A 21,395-nucleotide genomic window follows, 5' to 3' on the forward strand; every position below is an offset into this window, starting at 1 on the left:
ACCTTTAAACTCGAAATGTCAAGTCCTACACTCAAACTCCGAGCTTCTAAACTCTAACTTTCAACTTTTTAGGTAAAATTGCCGAGAGATTTTCTCCACTACTGATGCTTTTGGCTGCATTTTCAGAGATTTATAGATGAAATTACGCTTTCATCAACTTTTAGTTTCTACCTTTGAAAGAGTCGAGCCATTCTTGAACTTGCTCTCGCGCAATATCGCGCCCTCCAAGACCAAAAGCTAGGGCGATCGCAACTGCGATCGCACCTAGTAAAAGTCCAAAGGCTAAATTGACAATATCACTAGCAACTCCTATCTGTTGCAGTGCCATTGCAGAGACTAAGGTAATAATTGCAATCCGCGCCACTTGTCCCAAAATCTGTGCTTGACGTTCACCAGAACTGGTAATGATGTTAAAAGCCAGATTTGCCAGGAATAATCCAATGGCAAAGATCACCAATCCCGCCAAAATCCGCCCGAATATGATCACAATACCCGACACCAATGCTGTCAGGGCTGGAATATTCAAGATATTCACCGCCGCCACCGTTGCAAATAGCATGATACCCACTAAGGCAACAATGCCTGCAATTTCCGATGGAGTACGGGCTGGAGTCGGTTCAACTGTTGGTTCTGTTGAAATTTCGATGCGTCTACTGGGTGTTGCCAGACCGAGGATGGTGAAAATGTTATTAAAGCCTAAGTTGGTAAGGATACTTGTAACCAGATCCGCGACAAAGCGCCCCACGAAATAGGCAACAATCCAAATTGCAACGGCTGTAAAGATGGCAGGTAGGGCGTTGAGAACCTGTTGCAGCATTGCGATCGCAGGCACTGATATGGCAGCAATTCCCAAGGCATTGAGGGCTGCGATCGCCACAGGAATCAAAATCAAAACATAGACAATTGTGCCGATAATGCTCGATAGAGGTTGCACCCCCGCAGTCGAAGATAATCCCAATCGACTACCTAAATGGTCGATACCAGTTGTCGCCAGCAAGTTTGTTACAATCCGCCGTACTACATTAGCGATGAACCAGCCAACTACAGCGATTAAGATCGCCGCTAAAATGTTCGGCAAAATTAGCAGAACTTCTGTAATGAGAGCTTGTACTGGTTGTAGAGCCTGCCTTAGTTCGAGAGTATCCAAAACTGGGGCAAGAAACAGTAAAAATATAAACCAATACAGAGCATTACCAATTGTCTCACTCAGAGACAACCGATTGAGGCTGGGTGCCCTATCTTCTGGTTCTGGATTCAAACGCTCATCCAGGTTAAATGCCTGTAATGAACGCACAGTGATCATCTTCACAATGGTCGCCAAAAACCAGGCGGTTACCAAAATGATTACTGCACCAACCAACTTTGGCAAAAAGCCAATAAGTTGATTAAGAAAATTATTCAGGGGTCGAGATGCTACCTCCAGATCCAATGTCTGTAAAACAGCTACCGCCGTCAACAAGAGAATGCTCCAAAACACTAAGCTAGAGATGAATTTCTCCACTTGAGGAACATCTTGACGACCCGTTATCCCTGCGGCAATGCGGTTATCTATGTTTGTGCGATTGAGGATTCCTCGCGTCACTGCTGCTGCGATCGCTGCAATTAGCCAACCTACTAACAAAATTGCTACTGCCCCCAGCAGACGGGGCGTAAACCGAACTATCTCTTGAACAATACCTTGTACATCAGCGATTCCTTGATTCACTGCTGGTTGCGTCGGTTGCAGGCTGGGCGATTGTGCCAAAAATTGCTGCACCCTCATGGGCAAACCAACTTCTATCACCTGGATTATTCCTTGCCAAGTTGTGTTCATGGTTTTGCGAAATTATGCTTAAGTATTCGCCGCAAACACTGAGTAAGTGTTTTGCCTATCAATTTACCAGTAAAAACATATATCTATGGCATTGATATCAAGAGTAATTTTTGACTTTGTTACTAATATTTGATTTAATTTACTGGCAGTGCTGAATTTTGCGTTACTCTAATTGCAGCAACAGCATCAAATATCTGGAATGTCCCAAGTTTTGGAACAATCGATTCAAATTAATGCTACAGCTACGGTAGTGGAGCGCTGTCTTAGCGATTTAGCTCTCATGCACCGCTGGCTGAATCCCGTCCTCCGTTGCGAACCAGTGGGCGAAGCTTGGAGCACCGATGTCGGCAGTGAAAGCCGTTTTATCATTCAAATTCCTCTACTGAAACCCACTTTGAATAGCGTAGTTGTGGAACGACAACCGGGTTTGGTAGTCTGGGAATTTCAGGGGTTTTTCCAAGGACGCGATCGCTGGGAATGTCAACCCACAGAAAAGGGAACGCTCTTACTCAACCGCTTTGAGTACGATATCCCTAACCCCTTGGTTAGTTGGGGTTTCAACACCTTTGCCGCATCTTGGACAAAAGCAGATATGCAAGCCCAGCTGCGCCGCCTCAAACGAGTCGCAGAAGAACAACATAATTCGTAATTCGTAATTGGGCATTGATTGGGCATTACTTATTTCTTCCCCTGCTTCTCCATCCCTCCTACCGATCTTTACCCAATTCGGTAAGTAGCCGCCGAATTACAGATGCGTCTTCGGCATCGGGAACTTTTGTTAAATAATTTTGTAAGTCGTTTACAGCTTGGGGGTAGTAACCGAGTTGATAATAGATCAGACCGCGATCGCGCAACTCTAAAGTTAAACCAGGAAACAGCAACAAAATTCGTTCAACTGCTGCCAGCGTTTTTTCTAACTCTTGCTGTTTGAGGTAAATAAATTTTAGATTTGTCAGCATTCGTGCCAAAAATTGCCGATTACTGACTACAGCTAAAAACTCTGGTTGTAGCGACACGGGTTGCTGATAAAGTTGAGACAGGCGTTCCTCGCAATCTTGGGCAAATATTATTTCGCCACCATTGAAAGCATCGACAAAAATCTCTATATCTGGAATATCTGGGCGGATTATGAAATGTCCTGGCATCCCTACACCCACCATCGGAAAATCAATCCGTCGGGCAACTTCTAGGTAAACCAGCGCTAAGGTAATGGGAATCCCCAGTCGGCGGTCAATTACATCATTGAAAAAGCTGTTGCGCGGGTCGTAATAGTCAATTTTATTACCAGAAAATTTTAAATCATCGTAGAGATACTGGTTAATACTTTGAACTATTCGTAAAGGATATCGTGAGTCAGGCAGTCGTTCTTGAAGCTCCCATGCCATTGTATCAAGGGCGTTGAGATATTCCTCTGGGTCTAAATTGGGATATTCTTCTTGTGCAATATACAAAGCTGCCTTTGCTAAGTCAATGTGCTCGTCAGACTGCTGAATCTCCTGGTAAAAATATTGTCGTGCTGACGAGAAATTCATAAGCTGTTGCTCGGTGGAAGTGTGAGGATGAAGCCGCAGCTACGCCTAATCCAGACATTGCAGCTTGGCTAAAAACAGTTTTTTGTACCTATCTTTATCTTATGGATATTCAGAAGTTTTGGAAATTTAGTTTGTACATAGCTTTACTATTCTATTGCCAACTAACTTGAATAAATGTTGTGTTGGTGATACGTACGACGGGCTGCGCCCACGCAAAGCACATAAAGTGGTATGAATATGTAATTTCCACAAATTAACACTATAAATTTATACAATTTTTATATAGTTATTAATTTAGTATTAGCCACGAAATCGCCTTAAAAGCTTTATATATTCTGATTTTGACAATTTTCCTATTTTAGGAAAATACAAATTAATATTGTAAACTTTTAGTGAACAACAGCAATAATACTTGTTTATTCAACTCTATTTATCAATAATGCTGGTAGTTATATAATCTATCTGATATCAAGTTAATAGTATGCCGATAGCCTAGTAATTAGTGCTTGTAGGTGCGATCGCAGTGAAAGGCTAAATCTTCACCTGCTATGGAAGATTTTTGTTTAATTTCGCTGGCAAATCTGATTTAGGCAATTTAATAGAGTAGCATCTTTCGCTACACCGCGTGATAGCTAGGGCGATCGCATCTGAAAAATGAGATTAGGGATAAAGGTCAGGATAAGGGCTACAACCACAGCCGCCAAACTCCTTTTTAAGGAATTACTAAGGGAGTTATGTCCCCGTCCGGTGCTAAAGTGAAAATTGACATTGCTTATTATTATGTCTTCTCCGACCGTATCTGAAAACTAGCTTCACTCATTAGGCGCAGCATGGTCACAACCGCAGAAAAAACAAACATTGGCTACATTACCCAAATCATTGGTCCAGTTGTAGACGTAAAATTTCCCGGCGGGAAATTGCCACAAATCTACAACGCTTTGAAAATCGTTGGCACCAACGAAGCTGGACAGGAAATCAACATCACCGTTGAAGTACAGCAACTGCTGGGCGACAACCAGGTGCGGACTGTTGCGATGAGTTCCACCGAAGGCTTAGTGCGCGGTTTTGAAGTGTCCGATACAGGCGCTCCCATCAACGTACCAGTTGGTAAAGCCACTTTGGGTCGCATTTTCAACGTCCTTGGCGAACCTGTGGACAACAGAGGCCCTGTAAATGCTGAGGCAAGTTTACCCATCCACCGCTCTGCTCCCAAATTCACCGACCTGGAAACCAAACCTTCGGTGTTTGAGACCGGGATTAAAGTTGTTGACCTTCTGACTCCCTATCGACGCGGCGGTAAGATTGGTCTATTCGGCGGTGCTGGTGTTGGTAAAACCGTGATCATGATGGAGTTGATCAACAACATTGCTACCCAACACGGTGGAGTATCCGTTTTTGCTGGCGTGGGTGAACGCACCCGTGAAGGCAATGACCTTTACAACGAAATGATTGAATCTGGGGTTATCAACAAAGACAACCTCAACGAATCAAAAATTGCTCTAGTTTACGGTCAAATGAACGAGCCACCCGGAGCGAGAATGCGGGTTGGTCTTTCGGGATTGACAGTAGCAGAGTACTTCCGGGATGTGAACAAGCAGGATGTGCTGCTGTTTATTGATAATATCTTCCGGTTTGTGCAAGCAGGTTCGGAAGTATCCGCGCTACTGGGTCGGATGCCCTCAGCGGTAGGATATCAGCCCACATTGGGAACCGACGTAGGTGAACTGCAAGAGCGGATTACCTCAACAACAGAGGGTTCCATTACCTCCATTCAGGCAGTGTACGTACCTGCGGATGACCTCACCGACCCCGCACCTGCTACTACCTTCGCCCACTTGGACGGTACCACAGTGCTATCTCGCGGTTTGGCAGCTAAGGGAATTTATCCCGCAGTTGACCCCCTTGGTTCGACTTCCACCATGCTACAACCAAATATTGTAGGTGACGAACACTACAATACTGCGCGGGCGGTGCAATCAACTCTGCAACGTTATAAAGAACTCCAAGACATTATCGCCATTCTCGGTCTAGATGAATTGTCTGAAGAAGACCGTCTAATCGTGGCGCGGGCGCGGAAAGTTGAGCGCTTCTTGTCCCAGCCGTTCTTTGTAGCAGAAGTATTTACCGGTTCCCCTGGTAAGTATGTGAAGTTGGAAGATACCATCAAAGGGTTCCAGAAGATTCTGTCTGGTGAGTTGGATGCTTTGCCAGAACAGGCTTTCTACTTGGTTGGCGATATCAACGAAGCGATCGCTAAAGCTGAAAAAATCAAAGGTTAGTCATTAGTCATTGGTCATTAGTCATTAGTTCAACTGCTAATGGCTAATGGCAAATTGCAAAAGACACAGGACAAAGGACAAAAGACAAATGACATTAACCGTTCGTGTAATTTCCCCAGATAAAACAGTATGGGATGCCCCAGCTGAAGAAGTAGTTTTGCCTAGTACCACTGGTCAACTAGGTATCCTAACTGGACACGCACCACTTTTGACCGCCCTAGATACTGGTGTAATGCGAGTCCGCGCCGCTAAAAATCAAAATTGGCAAGCGATCGCTCTTTTGGGTGGCTTTGCCGAAGTCGAAGAAAATGAAGTGACAATTCTGGTTAACGGCGCTGAACGTGGCGACAAAATTAACCTTGATGAAGCCCGTACTGCTTACAACCAAGCAGAAGCGCGTCTAAGTCAAGTGTCAGCGGACGATCGCCAAGCCCAAATTCAGGCAAACCAAGCCTTCAAACGGGCCCGCGCTCGGTTTCAAGCGGCTGGCGGTTTGGTCTAATTTAACTTTCTATTTCCACTTTGTAGGTTGGGCAATGTCCAACCTACAAAATATTTATTAATTTTTAAAAAATTACGCCAAATTTAAGAAATCAAGGCCAGCCTTGGTGAAGTGTTAACTTAACTAATTAGTTGCCCAAATGGGCACAAATTATGAAAAGCTTTTCATCTTTGCTTAGTACTCGTAAACAAAATAAGGTAGCTCGTTTTGCAGCATCTATCGTAGCAACGTTAGCGATCGCTGGTAGTGTTAACTCTGCCAATGCTACCTAGAACTAATGTTTAGGATAGGGATAAAACCCTAGAAGTAGCCTTGTGAATAAGTTTCATCACTTTGGCACTATCAAACTATACAAATGCTTGCTAAAGAAACTGAAGGCGGAAGGCTAAAGACTATTGTAGGCACAAATAAGATAACAGCAGATAAGCAAACGGTTAGACCTAAGAATTTCTGCATCTTAATAAGAAGCTATTTTTACTAGTATGTTTTAGCAATTTTTATACTTTATTGTAATTCAGTAAAAATGCTGCTATGACAGAACAATTCGCCTGTGGCAGATATCTGCATTAGAAGGTTCCCAGAGATAACTTCAAAACCGCCCATGCTATAGCTTGTTAGCTACCCTTTCGGGTAATGCATGGGCGGTTTTGACAGTCGCTTTTAGTCCCGATGGGAAAATTTTGGCGACGGGTAGTGATGATAACACTATTAAATTGTGGGAGGTAAACACTGGTCAGCTAATTTGCACACTTGTAGGCCATTCTTGGTCTGTGGTGGCTGTGGCTTTTACTGCCGATGGCGAAACGCTCCTAAGTGCAAGTTGCGACAAAACAGTTAAACTTTGGAGGGTAAGCACAGCAGAAGAGATTGTTACTCTCTCTGGTCATGTAGACTCAGTATCTGCTGTTGCTGTGAGCAAAGTTACACAATTAATTGCAAGCGGCAGCAGGGACAAGACTATCAAACTGTGGCAGCTTGTAGAACAGGACAATAGCTAATTTTGTAATATCAAGCGCTACCTGTGAAGGCAACTTCTGGAAATTTCAATTGAGCTTCTGCCATTGGACGGTTTCTGCCTTCCTCTTGCCAGTAGTTAATCACTTCTGTTGCTTTATTAAGCAACTCGACACGATCCACATCAGTAATCCAATGTTTGGACTCTAATTCCTTTTTTAACTCTTCCCAGGCATCATTTCTGGGCCAAAAAAAGTACTTAGTCAAGGGACTTGTGCCTTTGCCGACAATTTGATCGACTGCAAGAGCAACGTTTTCGTCTAACCACAGAATTTTCAAAATAAACTTGGTCAATCACACCTCCGGGAATTTCCGGGCATTACTGAACTAGGATAGCGATCGCTTATTTTAACGCAATACCCTATCATATGACCAAACTGTGATTGAGAATGGTCTACCATAAGGTTTAGTCAGCGCTAAATAAAGATGCTTATGACTGCTCAACTGCCCCAATCTCAAACAACATCTAGTTCAGATTTGTATGAGCAAGACTTTTACCTGTGGATTCAAACCACGGCAGAACTGCTCAAACAAGGTCGGCTCACAGAACTGGATTTAGAGAATTTGATTGATGAAATTGAAACGATGGGCAGGAGTGAAAAGAAAGCACTGAGAAGCAACTTAGAAGTGGTGCTAATGCATCTATTGAAGTATAAATATCAAGCCAAGAAGCGCTCTGGTAGTTGGCGAGCAACAATTCGGGAGCATCGCAAACGCCTCAGACAAGCTCTAGAAGAAAGTCCTAGCCTTAAACCCTATTTTGATGAGGTTTTTGGGCTATGTTATGACGATGCTAGACTCTTGGCTGCTGATGAAACTGAATTGCATTTGGCGACCTTCCCCGAACAATCTCCCTTCACCCCAGAGCAAGCCCTCAACCCCGATTTTTTACCTGAGCCATAATCACACCCTGATTTAGAAGATTTTACTGTTAATTTTGAATTTTGAATTCGGAGCGAAGCAACGTGACTGCCCAACTGCCCCAATCTCAAAAAACATCTGGTTCAGATTTATATGAGCAAGACTTTTACCTGTGGATTCAAACCACGGCAGAACTGCTCAAACAAGGTCGGCTCACAGAACTAGATTTAGAGAATTTAATTGAAGAAATTGAAACGATGGGCAGAAGTGAAAAGCGGGCATTGGAGAGCAATCTGGAAGTGTTGCTGATGCATCTGCTCAAATATCAAATTCAAACTGAAAGACGCTCAAAAAGTTGGCAGTACACAATTTTAGAACACCGTAGGCGAGTCCAAAAGGCACTCAAGGAAAGTCCGAGTTTGAAACCTTACTTTGATCAAGTTTTTGACGAAAGCTATCAAACCGCTAGACGACTGGCTGTCATTGAAACTGGATTAGACATCGCTATCTTCCCAGAAAAATCTCTCTTCACGCCAGAGCAAGCCCTTGACCCCGATTTTTTACCTGAGCCATGAGCGCATTATGATGATGTAAAACTCTTTTGCTTCCTATTCCATGACTCAACCAATTTCTGTAAAAGCGATCGTTGTTTTCGATATTGATGGCGTTGTACGCGATGTTAGCGGTTCCTATCGCCGGGCGATCGCAGATACCGTAGAATATTTTACTACCCAAGCATATCGTCCAACACCACTGGATATTGACCAACTGAAGTCTGAAGGCGTGTGGAACAACGATTGGGAAGCATCGCAGGAATTAATTTACCGCTACTTTGAAACCCAAGGACAGACGCGCGAACAACTGCAATTAGATTACAGTGCGATCGTTGCTTTTTTTCAATCGCGTTATCGAGGCCCTGACCCAAATAATTTTACGGGGTATATCTGTAATGAACCCTTATTATTACAACCTAGCTATTTAGAACAACTTACCCAAGCCGGGATTGCGTGGGGATTTTTTAGCGGTGCGACTCGTGCTTCCGCCAACTACGTGTTAGAAAAACGCCTGGGTTTGGCATCTCCAGTGTTGATTGCGATGGAAGATGCACCAGGGAAACCTGACCCTACGGGACTTTTCGCTACAGTTCGTGAGTTAGAAAATGGAATTGAGGAAAGATTAGCGATCGTGTATGTGGGAGATACGGTAGCAGATATGTATACCGTCGAGAAAGCACGGAGTCTAGATTCTGCTCACACTTGGATTGGTGTAGGAGTTTTACCCCCCCATGTGCAGGAAACAGCAGCGCGTAGTGATGCATACAGTGAGACACTAATAGCAGCAGGAGCAGCAGTAGTTTTGCATAATGTGCAGGAATTAAACCCTAGGCAGATTCAAGAATTGGTAAATTCGTTTGCTTGATCTGTAGTCTAAGATTAATCAAGCGAGGGGTGCATGAATGACTGGCTGATAACAATCTTGCTTTAATCATTGGGAGATTAATAAAAATGTCTGCACTTAAACTGCCTAATGGTCCTCAAACTCACCCTTGGGTACAGATGTATCAATGGCTGACTAATCCTTTAGAATACATCGAAGACTGTGCTAAACGTTATGGCGATATCTTCACCCTTCAGCTAGGAAAAAATATTGCTCCTCAAGTTTTCATTAGTAATCCCCAAGCGATTGGGCAGATTTTTACTACAGATCCAAAACAGTTAGACTCCGGTGAGTCAGCAGGGATTCAAGCGCCTTTATTAGGACGCCAATCACTACTGGCACTGGAAGGAAAGCCTCATCAGCGACAACGAAAGCTATTGACACCACCCTTACATGGGGAACGAATGCTAGCTTATGGTGAATTAATCTGCGACATCACTGAGCAAGTAACTAATCAGTGGCAGGTTGGAGAAACCTTTGCAGTTCTGTCATCAATGCAAGCAATTTCTTTCCAAGTAATTTTGAAAGCTGTATTTGGTCTAGAAGATGGGCCACGTTATGAGAAACTCCATGAATTCCTGATTAAAATCCTGAATCCCAAAATCCCTATTTTAAGAACAGTTCTGCTTCTTTTCCCAGCAATGCGACAGGATTTAGGAGCGTGGAGTCCCTGGGGGAAATACTTGCGTTTACGGCAGCAAATTGATCAACTTATCTACGCCGAAATTAGCGATCGCAAAGCACAACCCGATCCATCTCGAACTGATATTCTATCTTTGATGATGGCTGCTCGTGATGAGGCGGGAGAGCCAATGACAGATTTGGAATTACGTGATGAACTGATGACTCTATTAGTGGCAGGTCACGAAACTACTGCAACTTCCTTATCATGGGCGCTGTACTGGATTCATCATCAGCCGCAGGTGCGGGAAAAACTGCTGCAAGAACTAGATAAGTTAGGTGAACAACCAGATGCAAATGCCATTTTCCGATTGCCTTATTTGAATGCTGTCTGTTCTGAAACCCTACGCCTTTACCCAGTAGCGGTATCGGGACTAAATCGATTGGTCAAATCACCGCTACAAATTGGGGAATACAACTTTGAGCCTGGTACTTTGCTCATTCCCTCTATTTATTTGACCCATCATCGAGAAGATTTATATCCAGAGTCGAAGCAATTTAAGCCAGAGCGTTTTCTGGAACGGCAATTTTCTCCTTATGAGTATTTACCCTTTGGTGGCGGGAACCGTCGCTGTATTGGCATGGCATTTGCCTTGTTTGAGATGAAACTGGTGTTGGCAAAAGTGCTGTCTCACTGGGAGATGGAACTGGCTGATAGCAAACCAGTGCAGCCAGTACGTAAGGGTTTGCTATTTAGCCCAGCAGGTGGTGTGAAGATGGTGGTGAAGGGGAGACGCCAGCAAAATCAGGTAGTTCGAGAAACTAGTTTTGTTTAGAAAGTTTGAGAATGCGATCGCCAGGGAGGCATTTACCATGAAAGATGTTGCAAGTCTAGTAGATGAAATTATTACAGGAAAAGGTTATATCCTGATTCCTGAAGTGTTAAATCCAACACAGGCATTGGAAGCGCGATCGCTTGTTCTCCAACTAGCCGAGAAGGAGAAACTGCAAGGAAAAGTTTTGCTTGACGACCAAAGAGAACGAGTCTATGGCTTAGTCTACAAAGGCGAAATCTTCGAGTTGATGGTGCAGCATCCAACAGTGATTACAGTCATTGAAGCCATTTTGGGTAGTGATGTGACTCTTGGTGGTTTCTCGGCTCATATCCTCAACTCTGGTGCAACAAATATGGGGGTACACGTAGACTATCCTTATTGGACTATGAAGCCGCCATTTCCAGCTTATCCTGTAATGGAGATTCAAGTAATTTGGATGGTTGAAGATTTCACACAGGAGAATGGTGCCCCTGTTTTCGCTCCAGATAGTCAGAAGCTTTGCAGCCCACCTGACTTAGTGCAATTTTCAAAAACGGGTGAAAAGGTAACTGGCAAGGCTGGTTCTGTGGTGATTTCCCACGGTCTTTGTTGGCATGATACCTCTGTTAATTCTAGTGACCAACCAAGAGTGTCAATCCTTGGTAACTATGCTCCTAAGTATGTTCGTCCCCTTGAAAACCCGTTGCATGATATGCAGCAGGAAGTTTTAGATCGTGCCAGTCCAAAGCTTAAACAGCTACTTGGGTACGAATTTAAGTCAGCCCTTTATAAGGATGTCAAAAGAATCCGTGCCGGAAATTGGAACGACTAGTACCGCAAGGCGGAATTAAAAATTAAAAATTAAAAATTAAAAATGAATACAACGTAAGCGTTTCATTGATTTGGAATGGGTGGTTTATTTCCGCCGTGCTGTACTAGTCAAAAAAAATGCTGAAAATCTCTTAAAAGTTGTTTTAGACATTTCCTAAGAAACAACAGGCTTCCCTGTAGATACGGCCTGTTCCACAATATCAATGGCTCGACTCACGCCACCGTTTCGCTGAATCGCCTCTTGTAACCTAACTGCATTTTTTTTATAAGAATCTTCCGTCAACACCTTTTGTACAGCATTTCGCAATTTGGGAACAGTCAAGCGAGCCAGCGGCACCAATTCACCAGCACCAGCCCAAACTATACGTGCTGCTACGCCTGGCTGGTCATTAGCAATTGGTATTGCTACCATTGGTATCCCATTGTTTAGGGACTCTAAAGTAGTATTCATACCTGCGTGGGTAATGGTGAGAGCCGCTTTTTGCAGCAATTCCAATTGGGGTGCATAACTAACAACCAGCGGATTTCCCGGCAAACTTCCCAGAGACTCTGGAGTTGCAGAACCACCTAACGAAATCACTAGTTGGGCATCCAAATCATTACAAGCTTCGGCAATAGATTTAAAAATTCCCAATAGGCGATTTTGTAAAGTCCCCATTGAGGCGTAAATCAATGGTTGTCCGGTCAATTTTTCATAAGGAAAATCAGGAAGTTCGCGACCAGTTTGACTATGATAAGGGCCTGTGAAATGGAAGCACTGAGGCAAATTTTCCCTTGGGAATTCCAATTGTGCAGGCTGTTGACTAATCTGAGCTAGTTGAGAATAGCGATCATTAGAGGTAAGCTGTGGGGGTAATTTCCACTCTTGGCGATACTGATTGATCACCTCTGTAATGGGTTTTACGGTGCGACTCAGCAATGTATAGCCGGCTCGGTTACGTAATCGCGCCCACCAAGCTGGATTGTAGCCCCAGGTTTTAAAATAAGGAGGGACGCTCGGTTCTCGATTCAGTACCACAGCGCTGCAAACTGTAATAAAAGGAATACCTAGAAATTCTGCAACAGAACCTCCCTCTGGTGAAACTTGATCTACTAAAAGTGCTTCCACACCTGCTTGCTTCACTGCTGACGGTGCATCTCTGAGCATAACAGCCGCCTGATCTTTGAGGAAGTTGACGGTATATTGCAGTGCTGCGATTCCACTCAGTTTACCTAACTGAGTCATCGATTCAGCGATCGCTCCAGTGGGAAATTCAGATTCACCAACGGCTTGGAATTCTAACTCTGCCGCTAGTGTCTTGGATTTAGCATCAAGTATACCGAATAAGGTGACGCGATGACCCCGCTTTTGAAGTTCTTTACCCAAGGGGAGCATAGTGTTGAGATGACCAGTTGTTGCTGGACAGATCAGCCCAAAATGAGTCATAGCTACTGTTTCTGTATATTTACAATGATGTATACCAGAAAACAGTTACATAGGCAAAGAAAAGAAATTTTTGCTGAGTTACAAGTGCCTACTGGATTTTTAAGAACTTATCCAAAGCTATAACTAGACTGGGATTCTCATTATTGTGTTTAAGCCAAGACAGGCTTGCCAGTAGAAACAGCCTGCTCAATAATATCAGCCGCTCGACTTACCCCCCCAGCACGAAGAGTAGCTGCTTGCAATCTCAGGGCATTCTGTTTATAAGATTCTTCTGTCAACACGCGCTTAATAGCATTCTTCAATCTGGGAACATTCAGCTTTTTGAGAGTGACAAGCTCACCCACACCTGTCCAAGCGATCCGCGCTGCTACTCCTGGCTGGTCATTGGCAACTGGAATCGCCACCATTGGCACTCCTTTTTTTAAACATTCCATTGTTGTATTCATTCCCGCATGAGTAATCATGAGGGTGGCTTTTTCCAGCACTTCTAATTGAGGTGCATACTCAACTACTAAAGGATTTCCTGCCAAGTCTGGTAATGATTCTGGTTTAGCAGAACCTCCCAGAGAAATTACTAACTGAGCATCCAAATCTTCACAAGCTGAAGCAATAGTTTCAAAAACCCAAATCAGACGATTTTGCAATGTTCCCATCGAAGCGTAAATTAACGGTTTCCCGGTCAATTTTTCATAAGGGAAAGAAACAGGTGCTCGACTAGCTGAAGTATGGTAGCTTCCAGTGAAATGGAACCAAGGAGCTAATTCTTCCCTGGGAAATTCAAACTCAGCAGGTGCATTACTTATTTGAGCCAGTGGAGAGTCACTATCTTTAAGATTAGAGTACAGGGGTAATTTCCACTCTTGACGATATTCATTAATCAAATCTTCAAGTGGTTTGATGACGCTATTAACTAACGTGTAACCTATTTCGTTGCGTAAGCGGGCCCACGCAGCTGGGCTATACTTCCAAGTTGTGAAAAAAGGAGGAATGCTAGGTTCTCGATTCAGCACCACAGCGCTACACACAGTAATGAAAGGAATTTTTAGAAACTCGGCAATTGTTCCTCCCTCTGGTGAACTTTGGTTTACTAGCAAAGCTTCTACGCCTGCTGCTTTAATTGCTGCTGGAGCCTCTTCGAGTGTCACAGATGAAACAAGCTTCAGCAGGTCAATAGTGTATCGCAACGCAGCCAATCCCCGCAGTTGACCTAACTTGGTAAAGGATTCTGCTGTTGAGCCAGGGACAAAATCTTTTTCACCAATTGCTTGAAATTCTATTCCTGCTGCCAGTACCTTAGATTGAGTATCGAGTGAGCCAAAGAAGGTGACGCGATGCCCACGTCGTTGAAGTTCCTGTCCCAAGGGAAGCATAGTGTTAAGAGGGCCGGTTGCTGCACCAGGACAGATGATACCAAAATGAGTCATGAGCAATGCCTCTACTGGATTTTCAAGAACTTATCCAAAGCAGTAACTAGGCTGGGCGGCCAACGGCGGATATTTTTTACCCAGTCAATATCCTTGTAGCGGCTATCAAGTCCATAAGCTGCTACCCAGTTGCTTTCGGCTTCACCTTGTTCTCCATTTACCCAATATGCAGCTGTGAGGGCGGCACGCACATCAGCAAATTTGGAGTATTTACGGGCGATATTTCGCATTTCGCGGATTGCTTGCTCTTTTTGACCTGTTTCATAAAGAGCGAGAGCGTAATTGGCACGGGCGAAGGCAAAATTTGGCGCTATCTCATTTGATTTTTTGTAGTCTGCGATCGCATCTTCCCATTTTCCTAAACCTGTTTTGGCATTGCCCCGATTGTTATACGCCATCGCATCATTAGGATCGAGTTCTAAGACATGATTATAATCTGCGATCGCATTTTCCCATTTTCCCATCCCTTCCAACGCCGCCCCCCGATTCAAATATGGATCGGTGACATTCGGCGCTAATTCTATCGCTTTGTTATAATCTGCGATCGCCTCTTGCAATTTATTCTGACTCACCCGCGAATTTCCCCGGTTACTCCACGCCCCGGCATTTGTCGGAAATTGCTCAATAATCTTTGTCCAGTAAGTTTCAGCCGTAGCAAAATCACCTTGATTCGTCGCTGTAAACGCTTGATTTGCCCACTCATCGCCTTGTTTTAACTGTTCTTGAGTAATGGGCTGCTGAGATTCTGCCATGACTGGTGTACCCCAGCCAAATATAAGTAACAGACTGAGAAAAATACCAATCAACTTAATCATCTGGGTTTATCTGTGTTTTTATATGGTTTAGAATCCACAATTTATTATTGTAATAACTTATTTGTTATGCAAGAGATTAGTTTATAAGTCAAGAAATTAAAGTCTTGTCCCCATAGGATAGTGCAAAAAATAAGATTTTTTTATTGCTAGTTAATATCTTGATACAGAATTAAGTTTAGTAAAAATTGATACATATAAATGGTGTTCTTATCTCTTGTTGCCACTTTGAAGAGAAAAACGCTATGCCTACTCTAAACATCAGATAAAGTTATAAATTGTGCATAGACCTATATTGATTTTCGCAGATATTACCTTCTATTTTTGGCATTTTAAGTCTTCTTGTTGCTAAAACAATTAAAAGCAAAGAGTGAAACTTAACTTTTACAAAAATGTCTGAGAAGGAATCCGAAAATGGCTGACTTCAACTTGTAGACTAATCTATACCTCCAAAGGTGAGACTAACCCTAACAATATTCGTCATTATTATAAATGGCTAAAAGTTATGAGTAACGATTCAAATTACAATCGCCAAAATCAAGAAGCTAAAACCAATAAGGGGAATGTCCTTCAGGTCGGTAGAGACTATACTCAGACCACTAATACCAAAATTAGTGTGTGGATTTCAGTCATTTTTGTTGCCATATTAGCTATTGGTGCATCTGTTATGCTTCGTCTGAATGGAAAAGTACCAGGTTTCGGAATTGATATAACACCAGAGACTTCCACACCACAATCGCCTAAGTAGTTAATTGTAATCAAAACAATAAAACGCTCTTGTCTAGTTCCACTTTTATTTAAGAGGGGTTAACAATGACTTTAGATAAACCACCTTACGAACATAATGGTTCTCAAGTTGGAAGTGCTGGAAAGAACTTAATTCAAGTTGGGCGTGATTACGTCAGATACCTAAAGTTAAATATTGATTCTGGCAATATCAGCGTTGTAATTCTAAATGGAATTGTCATTGTTTTAGTTATATTAGGAACAATTAGTGCGGCTAAATCAGTTACAAATGTAGCCCAATCTTTTAGAAGTAAAGACAATAACCCAGTAAAATTACAACCAGACTTGTCTGGGATGTGTACACCAGAAATGGCTAGGCTAAACTTGCAAATTGCACGCCAAGTTGCTGATTTAAAAAATCAAGGTGTAATCACTTCTGAATTAATATCACAGTTGCCAAGTCTTGAGGAATTGAAAGGTGAACCAGGCCCCCAAGGTCTTAAAGGCGAAACAGGCCCCCAAGGTCTTAAAGGTGAAACAGGCCCCCAAGGTCTTAAAGGTGAAACAGGCCCCCAAGGTCTTAAAGGTGAAACAGGCCCCCAAGGTCTTAAAGGCGAAACAGGCCCTCAAGGTCTTAAAGGCGAAACAGGCCCCCAAGGTCTTAAAGGCGAAACAGGCCCCCAAGGTCTTAAAGGCGAAACAGGCCCCCAAGGTCTTAAAGGTGAAACGCAAGATTTAGCTAATGTGAGAGAGTTGTTAGGAAACTTGAGGGCGGAAGTATCAACCTTAAAGACACAAAACAATACACTTAAGAATCAATTAGCATCCTTAAGAAAAACCGCTTCCCCTAATCCCCCTAATCCTTCTCCCATACCGCAGTAATTCACTTGGTATCAAGTTTAATAGTTTCAAAGCAACGATAACTGTTCATTAGGCGGCGTAAACCCCAAATGTTTATATGCTGCCTTAGTCGCCATCCTTCCACGATGAGTCCGAGTTAAATACCCAATCTGCATGAGGTAAGGTTCGTACACCTCTTCAATTGTTTGGGTATCTTCACCCGTTGCTGCTGCCATTGTTTCCAAACCCACTGGTCCACCGTTAAATTGTTCAATTATTACACTCAGCATCTGGCGGTCTGTCCAATCTAAACCGCAAGGATCTACTTGGAATAGTTGCAATGCTTCAGATGCTATGCTTTCATTAATATCCCCAGATTCTTTAACTTCAGCATAATCACGTACTCGCTTAAGTAGCCTATTCGCAATCCGTGGCGTTCCGCGTGACCGACGGGCAATTTCTGTGGCACCAGCTTCTGTAACAGGGGTTTTGAGTAATTGAGCGGTTCGCAGTACAATTTTAGTCAGTTCATCAACTTCGTAAAATCGGAGTTTTTGAATTAAGCCGAAGCGATCGCGCAGTGGCGAAGTTAAAGCACCCACACGGGTTGTAGCTCCCACTAAGGTAAACTTTGACAGCGGTAAACTTCTAATCCGAGCGCTGGAACCCTTACCAATAGTAATATCTAAGCGATAATCTTCCATCGCCGGATAGAGAATTTCCTCCGTCATCCGCGAGAGGCGATGAATTTCATCCACAAATAAAATATCCCCAGGCTTAAGGTTCACCAATAGCCCAACAATATCTCGTGGACGTTCTAGGGCTGGCGCACTGGTAATTTTGTAATTTACCCCCATTTCCGATGCTAAAATCATTGCCATTGTGGTTTTGCCCAATCCCGGCGGCCCATAAAGCAGCAAATGATCCAGCACCTCACCACGAGACTTGGCTGCTTTGATGGCAATATCTAGCACATCCTTTAAATCTTTTTGCCCAATATAATCGGCAAATCGGTGCGGTCGAATTCCTTCTTCCTGCTGTTCTTGTTCATCAATAGCGGCTTCAGGCTTCAAAATATTTTCTGTGGATGGTGCTTTCGCGGACTCCCGACGCTGCTTTGGTTCTCCGTTGGGTTCTGGAGGCTGTTTTTTCGAGGAGATTATCGCCATAATTCAGCTATCTACTTTTAAGGGGACTAGGGACTGGCGGAGGCGGGGGGAGCAGAGGGAAAAAGAATTACCAATGCCCCATCTTGCAATACGTGCTTAAAACAAGGGGTGTAAAAATTTTCGTTTGGAAATACCCGCGCCAATTTAAAATTTAAATTCCGGTCAATTACCCAGAAGTACAAAAGTTATTATGTTATCTAAAAGAATCTTACCGTGCTTAGATGTGAAGGCGGGACGGGTTGTAAAAGGAGTTAACTTTGTAAATCTCCAAGATGCAGGCGATCCGGTAGAGCTAGCCAAGGTTTACAATGAAGCCGGTGCGGATGAGTTAGTATTTCTGGATATTACAGCTACTCATGAAGATCGAGCTACTATTTTAGATGTGGTCTACCGGACTGCTGAACAGGTGTTTATTCCATTGACTGTGGGTGGTGGCATTCAATCCTTAGAAAATGTTAAAGCTTTGTTACGAGCGGGCGCAGATAAGGTTAGTATTAATTCTGCGGCGGTGCGTGATCCAGACTTGATTAATAGAGCAAGCGATCGCTTTGGTAATCAGTGCATAGTTGTTGCAATTGATGCCAGACGCAGAAATAACCCGGAGAATCCAGGTTGGGATGTGTATGTGCGGGGTGGCAGGGAAAATACAGGCTTAGATGCTCTACTGTGGGCACAAGAAGTTGAAAAACGGGGGGCCGGTGAACTGCTAGTAACAAGTATGGATGCTGATGGAACCCAAGCCGGGTATGACATTGAGATCACACGGGCAATTGCCAATTCTGTAGAAATTCCAGTCATTGCTTCTGGTGGTGCAGGTAATTGTGAACATATTTACACAGCCCTAACTGAAGGCAAAGCTGAAGCAGCATTACTCGCATCATTGTTACATTACGGTCAATTAAGCGTAGCAGAAATCAAAAATTATTTGCGCGATCGCAACGTGCCAGTAAGAACATTCTCCTAATCTATTATTTACTGTTTAATGACATCTATCTATGGTTAGACACACTTCCCTGAAAGGGTGTTAATATTATTTTACAAGTATTAACAAATATTAAAAAATATGTTGCTTCCTATTTTACTCTTTGATGTTGCCCTGGTGGCGTGGTCGCTGCACTTAATGGAAAAAGCTTACGAGAGTAAAGAATTTTCTCTAATGTTGGCTGGTACATTGGTTGCTCTGGCTGCTGCTGCCATGTTAGTGGTTTACTTTTTGATGGGGCACTGTATGACCTATTTGTTGCAAGTGTCGTTGTGAGTGCCCAGTGGTTGAGGAGATATTAAAAATTTAGTTTCTACAAGAAGCTTGACAAAGTACCAATAATTAAGCCATTATGTATAATGGATTTTAAGGGGTTATAGCGCAGTTGGTAGCGCACCTCAATGGCATTGAGGGGGTCAGCGGTTCGAATCCGCTTAGCTCCATTCGTCAGACTTTAAACCTCTCCATTAATGGAGAGGTTTAGGATGATTTTTCAGAAGGTTTTTATTTACTGTCTACCTAGCCAGTCTCGCAAGTTGGAATGATAGAGACTGTAATGGGTTTCTGAGGCGATTCGTTTTTGCTGTAAGAACTCTAGCCAATTTTCTAGCACTTCTTCAACTTCATAATCATCAGTATCAATGATTTGTGCGATGCCTGCGGTGATCAGTGAGCTAAGTCTTACTCCTTCGAGAAGCAAGCTAGCAAGAGGGTCTCGTAGAGAAGTGCGGGCTGCGCCAACGCTTCCGCTGATATCGCTTGTTGCCGAACTGCGGCAATATTAACCTTGCAACCATATCAACAAGTAGAAACCTCATAGATGCTTGGACACTAAAGATAGCCATCTATGGTATAGAAATGTATAGAATCTTGTAAAGATATAAAATATAGTTCTTAAATGCACACATTTCTAGCTTCTTCCTCAATGCAGCTGTCTGTACCACCAAATCACTTTCAGCCAATGAAGATTGTCGCACTGGGGGACAGCTTAATTTATGGATTCGGTGATCCGGAAAAAGGAGGATGGATTGAGCAACTACGGCGATGGTGGATGTTGCCGGATAGTGCCGGTCATGTTCTTTATAATTTAGGGGTAAGAGGCGATCGCACGCAACAAGTAGCACAAAGGCTAGAAGTTGAGTTCCGCCACCGGGGTGAACTGCGAAATCGTGTCCCCGACTTGATTATTTTATCAGTAGGCGTGAATGACTCAGCGCGGTTGGCGCGTCCTGATGGCCGAAGTTACACAGATTTTACATTGTTTGAAAAGGAAATTGCTTCTCTGCTAGATTTAGCACAACAACTATGTCCTGTATTATTTGTGGGCATGGTGCCAGTGGATGAAGCCAAGATGCCATTTTTAGATTGTTTTTATTATAATCATGCCGATCAGTACCGCTACAAAGAAGCAACTCGAATTGCTTGTACCAAACGGCAGATTCCCTATTTAGATATTTTTGAGAAATGGATGGAACGCGGTGAAAATTGGCGGCTTAAACGTTTGAGTGAAGATGGTCTTCATCCTAATACACTAGGTTACCAAGCTTTGCTAGAAGATGTGATCAATTGGGATGCGATTGCAACTTACCATTCTAAATTTGATTACCACCTTAAACCATCGTAATCAGATAAATATGTTGATGCTTAGGGCTAACCTAATATTCTCATGTTTCCCATCCTTGCAAAAAGCACTACAATAGTGCTGAATTTTTAAATCCATCTTTTTCCTATTTTTTATTCAGCACTTTTATGACACCAACTTTATTAGGTCGTTGGCAAACTCGATTATTATTACTTGCAACGGTGGGCGTACTTGTGTCTTTGCCCTTTGTAATTGGTTTGATTGGTTCTAGTCCTAACTCGGTTTATTTTTGGATACTTGGTTATGTCGCCATCTTTGGCTTAGGTTGGGATGTGCTTTATAACTATCTCCAAAAATCGCGCTGGGATAGGGATTGGCCCGCAGCTTATCAACTCTTAGCTGGTATATGGGAGTTAGTGTTTGTGTTTTTTGGAATAAAACTGTTTGGCTTCTTAGCAATACCTTTACCTAAAGAAGAACTTTCGCCAGCAGCTTTCCTATTGCACTATAGCGTCGTGTGGCTAGCAGTTTTTATTAGTTCACAAAGCCTGATGCGAATTATCTTTCCCCGTTGGCGTTTCCGGGGTGGAGAGTGGTTGTAAAACCTCAAATTATCGAAATCTTCAATCTGTTTTCATTTAGTTAGTTACAGCCTTTTTGATCTATTTGAACCGTAATTACCTGGAGGGGTGCACAGATGTGCGCCCCTAATATATGGTTGAATTACCT

The 21,395-nt window shown here is 43.2% G+C and carries 22 protein-coding genes, 1 tRNA gene and 1 pseudogene; 16 read left to right on the forward strand and 8 right to left on the reverse strand.

The window, feature by feature from the left end:
- Window positions 1-160 precede the first annotated feature (160 nt).
- A complete protein-coding gene (locus H6G92_RS04480) occupies window positions 161-1,813 on the reverse strand; it encodes a mechanosensitive ion channel (protein WP_190891171.1) in 1,653 nt (550 codons plus the stop codon).
- Window positions 1,814-2,012: 199 nt separating this feature from the next.
- Here H6G92_RS04480 and H6G92_RS04485 point away from each other — a divergent pair, with 199 nt between their 5' ends.
- The gene (locus H6G92_RS04485; RefSeq protein WP_190891173.1) at window positions 2,013-2,462 is read left to right on the forward strand and encodes an SRPBCC family protein; all 450 of its coding nucleotides are present in this window, start codon (window positions 2,013-2,015) and stop codon (window positions 2,460-2,462) included.
- A 58-nt stretch (window positions 2,463-2,520) separates the two neighbouring features.
- On the opposite strand, the gene H6G92_RS04490 is transcribed toward H6G92_RS04485, so the two are convergent.
- Window positions 2,521-3,345, reverse strand: coding sequence for a SirB1 family protein (locus tag H6G92_RS04490; RefSeq protein ID WP_190891175.1), 825 nt, complete (start codon window positions 3,343-3,345; stop codon window positions 2,521-2,523).
- An 830-nt stretch (window positions 3,346-4,175) separates the two neighbouring features.
- Between H6G92_RS04490 and atpD the strand changes: the two genes are divergently transcribed.
- The 3 genes and pseudogenes from atpD to H6G92_RS04505 form a co-directional block, all read left to right on the forward strand.
- Window positions 4,176-5,624 (forward strand): F0F1 ATP synthase subunit beta, encoded by a 1,449-nt coding sequence (gene atpD / locus H6G92_RS04495; RefSeq protein WP_190891177.1) that lies wholly within the window; start codon window positions 4,176-4,178, stop codon window positions 5,622-5,624.
- An 88-nt stretch (window positions 5,625-5,712) separates the two neighbouring features.
- Entirely contained in the window at window positions 5,713-6,126 is a 414-nt protein-coding gene (gene atpC / locus H6G92_RS04500; protein WP_190891180.1) for an ATP synthase F1 subunit epsilon, read from the forward strand.
- A gap of 530 nt (window positions 6,127-6,656) precedes the next feature.
- Window positions 6,657-7,124, forward strand: a pseudogene (locus tag H6G92_RS04505) (WD40 repeat domain-containing protein); the annotation flags it as partial.
- A 10-nt stretch (window positions 7,125-7,134) separates the two neighbouring features.
- Here H6G92_RS04505 and H6G92_RS04510 read toward each other — a convergent pair.
- Window positions 7,135-7,434 (reverse strand): 30S ribosomal protein PSRP-3, encoded by a 300-nt coding sequence (locus H6G92_RS04510; protein WP_069071048.1) that lies wholly within the window; start codon window positions 7,432-7,434, stop codon window positions 7,135-7,137.
- Window positions 7,435-7,572: 138 nt separating this feature from the next.
- Between H6G92_RS04510 and H6G92_RS04515 the strand changes: the two genes are divergently transcribed.
- The 5 genes from H6G92_RS04515 (at window position 7,573) to H6G92_RS04535 (ending at window position 11,706) form a co-directional block, all read left to right on the forward strand.
- A complete protein-coding gene (locus H6G92_RS04515) occupies window positions 7,573-8,043 on the forward strand; it encodes a DUF29 domain-containing protein (protein WP_190891182.1) in 471 nt (156 codons plus the stop codon).
- Between the two features lie 62 nt (window positions 8,044-8,105).
- The gene (locus tag H6G92_RS04520; RefSeq protein ID WP_190891184.1) at window positions 8,106-8,576 is read left to right on the forward strand and encodes a DUF29 domain-containing protein; all 471 of its coding nucleotides are present in this window, start codon (window positions 8,106-8,108) and stop codon (window positions 8,574-8,576) included.
- Window positions 8,577-8,616: 40 nt separating this feature from the next.
- Window positions 8,617-9,420, forward strand: a complete 804-nt coding sequence (locus H6G92_RS04525) for a TIGR01548 family HAD-type hydrolase (protein WP_190891186.1) — start codon at window positions 8,617-8,619, stop codon at window positions 9,418-9,420.
- 86 nt (window positions 9,421-9,506) lie between these two features.
- Complete coding sequence (locus H6G92_RS04530; RefSeq protein WP_190891188.1) at window positions 9,507-10,895, forward strand: cytochrome P450; 1,389 nt, start codon at window positions 9,507-9,509, stop codon at window positions 10,893-10,895.
- 37 nt (window positions 10,896-10,932) lie between these two features.
- Complete coding sequence (locus H6G92_RS04535; RefSeq protein ID WP_190891191.1) at window positions 10,933-11,706, forward strand: phytanoyl-CoA dioxygenase family protein; 774 nt, start codon at window positions 10,933-10,935, stop codon at window positions 11,704-11,706.
- A gap of 153 nt (window positions 11,707-11,859) precedes the next feature.
- Here the strand turns inward: H6G92_RS04535 and H6G92_RS04540 are convergent, their stop codons facing one another.
- The 3 genes from H6G92_RS04540 to H6G92_RS04550 form a co-directional block, all read right to left on the reverse strand.
- Window positions 11,860-13,131 (reverse strand): glycosyltransferase, encoded by a 1,272-nt coding sequence (locus H6G92_RS04540; protein ID WP_190891193.1) that lies wholly within the window; start codon window positions 13,129-13,131, stop codon window positions 11,860-11,862.
- 149 nt (window positions 13,132-13,280) lie between these two features.
- On the reverse strand, window positions 13,281-14,555 hold the full coding sequence (locus H6G92_RS04545) for a glycosyltransferase (protein ID WP_190891195.1): 1,275 nt from the start codon (window positions 14,553-14,555) through the stop codon (window positions 13,281-13,283).
- A gap of 11 nt (window positions 14,556-14,566) precedes the next feature.
- The gene (locus tag H6G92_RS04550) at window positions 14,567-15,370 is read right to left on the reverse strand and encodes a tetratricopeptide repeat protein (RefSeq protein WP_190891198.1); all 804 of its coding nucleotides are present in this window, start codon (window positions 15,368-15,370) and stop codon (window positions 14,567-14,569) included.
- A gap of 502 nt (window positions 15,371-15,872) precedes the next feature.
- Between H6G92_RS04550 and H6G92_RS04555 the strand changes: the two genes are divergently transcribed.
- Both H6G92_RS04555 and H6G92_RS04560 read left to right on the forward strand, forming a co-directional pair.
- Window positions 15,873-16,115: a hypothetical protein gene (locus H6G92_RS04555; protein WP_190891200.1), complete on the forward strand. Its 243-nt coding sequence runs from the start codon at window positions 15,873-15,875 to the stop codon at window positions 16,113-16,115.
- Window positions 16,116-16,180: 65 nt separating this feature from the next.
- Window positions 16,181-16,975: a collagen-like protein gene (locus tag H6G92_RS04560; RefSeq protein WP_190891203.1), complete on the forward strand. Its 795-nt coding sequence runs from the start codon at window positions 16,181-16,183 to the stop codon at window positions 16,973-16,975.
- A gap of 26 nt (window positions 16,976-17,001) precedes the next feature.
- On the opposite strand, the gene ruvB is transcribed toward H6G92_RS04560, so the two are convergent.
- Window positions 17,002-18,102 carry a Holliday junction branch migration DNA helicase RuvB gene (gene ruvB, locus H6G92_RS04565; protein ID WP_190891206.1) on the reverse strand — a complete coding sequence of 367 codons (1,101 nt, stop codon included), beginning with the start codon at window positions 18,100-18,102 and terminating at the stop codon, window positions 17,002-17,004.
- Window positions 18,103-18,292: 190 nt separating this feature from the next.
- Here ruvB and hisF point away from each other — a divergent pair, with 190 nt between their 5' ends.
- From hisF to H6G92_RS04580, 3 genes are all read left to right on the forward strand, one after another.
- Window positions 18,293-19,066 (forward strand): imidazole glycerol phosphate synthase subunit HisF, encoded by a 774-nt coding sequence (gene hisF, locus H6G92_RS04570; protein WP_190891209.1) that lies wholly within the window; start codon window positions 18,293-18,295, stop codon window positions 19,064-19,066.
- A 99-nt stretch (window positions 19,067-19,165) separates the two neighbouring features.
- On the forward strand, window positions 19,166-19,360 hold the full coding sequence (locus H6G92_RS04575) for a hypothetical protein (protein ID WP_012410736.1): 195 nt from the start codon (window positions 19,166-19,168) through the stop codon (window positions 19,358-19,360).
- Window positions 19,361-19,454: 94 nt separating this feature from the next.
- Window positions 19,455-19,527, forward strand: a tRNA-Ala gene (locus tag H6G92_RS04580).
- A gap of 65 nt (window positions 19,528-19,592) precedes the next feature.
- Here H6G92_RS04580 and H6G92_RS04585 read toward each other — a convergent pair.
- Window positions 19,593-19,784 (reverse strand): hypothetical protein, encoded by a 192-nt coding sequence (locus H6G92_RS04585; RefSeq protein ID WP_190891211.1) that lies wholly within the window; start codon window positions 19,782-19,784, stop codon window positions 19,593-19,595.
- A gap of 198 nt (window positions 19,785-19,982) precedes the next feature.
- Between H6G92_RS04585 and H6G92_RS04590 the strand changes: the two genes are divergently transcribed.
- Window positions 19,983-20,708, forward strand: coding sequence for a GDSL-type esterase/lipase family protein (locus H6G92_RS04590; protein ID WP_190891213.1), 726 nt, complete (start codon window positions 19,983-19,985; stop codon window positions 20,706-20,708).
- A gap of 125 nt (window positions 20,709-20,833) precedes the next feature.
- Window positions 20,834-21,268: a hypothetical protein gene (locus H6G92_RS04595; RefSeq protein WP_190891215.1), complete on the forward strand. Its 435-nt coding sequence runs from the start codon at window positions 20,834-20,836 to the stop codon at window positions 21,266-21,268.
- Window positions 21,269-21,395: the final 127 nt, after the last annotated feature.

It is taken from the genome of Nostoc foliaceum FACHB-393 (genome assembly GCF_014698505.1).
Lineage (GTDB): Bacteria > Cyanobacteriota > Cyanobacteriia > Cyanobacteriales > Nostocaceae > Nostoc > Nostoc foliaceum_A.

Bases quoted from the DNA above. Each gene is read 5' to 3' on its own strand.
- H6G92_RS04480 (WP_190891171.1), bottom strand. From the start codon at position 1,813: ATGAACACAACTTGGCAAGGAATAATCCAGGTGATAGAAGTTGGTTTG.
- H6G92_RS04485 (WP_190891173.1), top strand. From the start codon at position 2,013: ATGTCCCAAGTTTTGGAACAATCGATTCAAATTAATGCTACAGCTACG.
- H6G92_RS04490 (WP_190891175.1), bottom strand. From the start codon at position 3,345: ATGAATTTCTCGTCAGCACGACAATATTTTTACCAGGAGATTCAGCAG.
- atpD (WP_190891177.1), top strand. From the start codon at position 4,176: ATGGTCACAACCGCAGAAAAAACAAACATTGGCTACATTACCCAAATC.
- atpC (WP_190891180.1), top strand. From the start codon at position 5,713: ATGACATTAACCGTTCGTGTAATTTCCCCAGATAAAACAGTATGGGAT.
- H6G92_RS04515 (WP_190891182.1), top strand. From the start codon at position 7,573: ATGACTGCTCAACTGCCCCAATCTCAAACAACATCTAGTTCAGATTTG.
- H6G92_RS04525 (WP_190891186.1), top strand. From the start codon at position 8,617: ATGACTCAACCAATTTCTGTAAAAGCGATCGTTGTTTTCGATATTGAT.
- H6G92_RS04530 (WP_190891188.1), top strand. From the start codon at position 9,507: ATGTCTGCACTTAAACTGCCTAATGGTCCTCAAACTCACCCTTGGGTA.
- H6G92_RS04535 (WP_190891191.1), top strand. From the start codon at position 10,933: ATGAAAGATGTTGCAAGTCTAGTAGATGAAATTATTACAGGAAAAGGT.
- H6G92_RS04540 (WP_190891193.1), bottom strand. From the start codon at position 13,131: ATGACTCATTTTGGGCTGATCTGTCCAGCAACAACTGGTCATCTCAAC.
- H6G92_RS04545 (WP_190891195.1), bottom strand. From the start codon at position 14,555: ATGACTCATTTTGGTATCATCTGTCCTGGTGCAGCAACCGGCCCTCTT.
- H6G92_RS04550 (WP_190891198.1), bottom strand. From the start codon at position 15,370: ATGATTAAGTTGATTGGTATTTTTCTCAGTCTGTTACTTATATTTGGC.
- H6G92_RS04555 (WP_190891200.1), top strand. From the start codon at position 15,873: ATGAGTAACGATTCAAATTACAATCGCCAAAATCAAGAAGCTAAAACC.
- H6G92_RS04560 (WP_190891203.1), top strand. From the start codon at position 16,181: ATGACTTTAGATAAACCACCTTACGAACATAATGGTTCTCAAGTTGGA.
- ruvB (WP_190891206.1), bottom strand. From the start codon at position 18,102: ATGGCGATAATCTCCTCGAAAAAACAGCCTCCAGAACCCAACGGAGAA.
- hisF (WP_190891209.1), top strand. From the start codon at position 18,293: ATGTTATCTAAAAGAATCTTACCGTGCTTAGATGTGAAGGCGGGACGG.
- H6G92_RS04575 (WP_012410736.1), top strand. From the start codon at position 19,166: ATGTTGCTTCCTATTTTACTCTTTGATGTTGCCCTGGTGGCGTGGTCG.
- H6G92_RS04590 (WP_190891213.1), top strand. From the start codon at position 19,983: ATGCACACATTTCTAGCTTCTTCCTCAATGCAGCTGTCTGTACCACCA.
- H6G92_RS04595 (WP_190891215.1), top strand. From the start codon at position 20,834: ATGACACCAACTTTATTAGGTCGTTGGCAAACTCGATTATTATTACTT.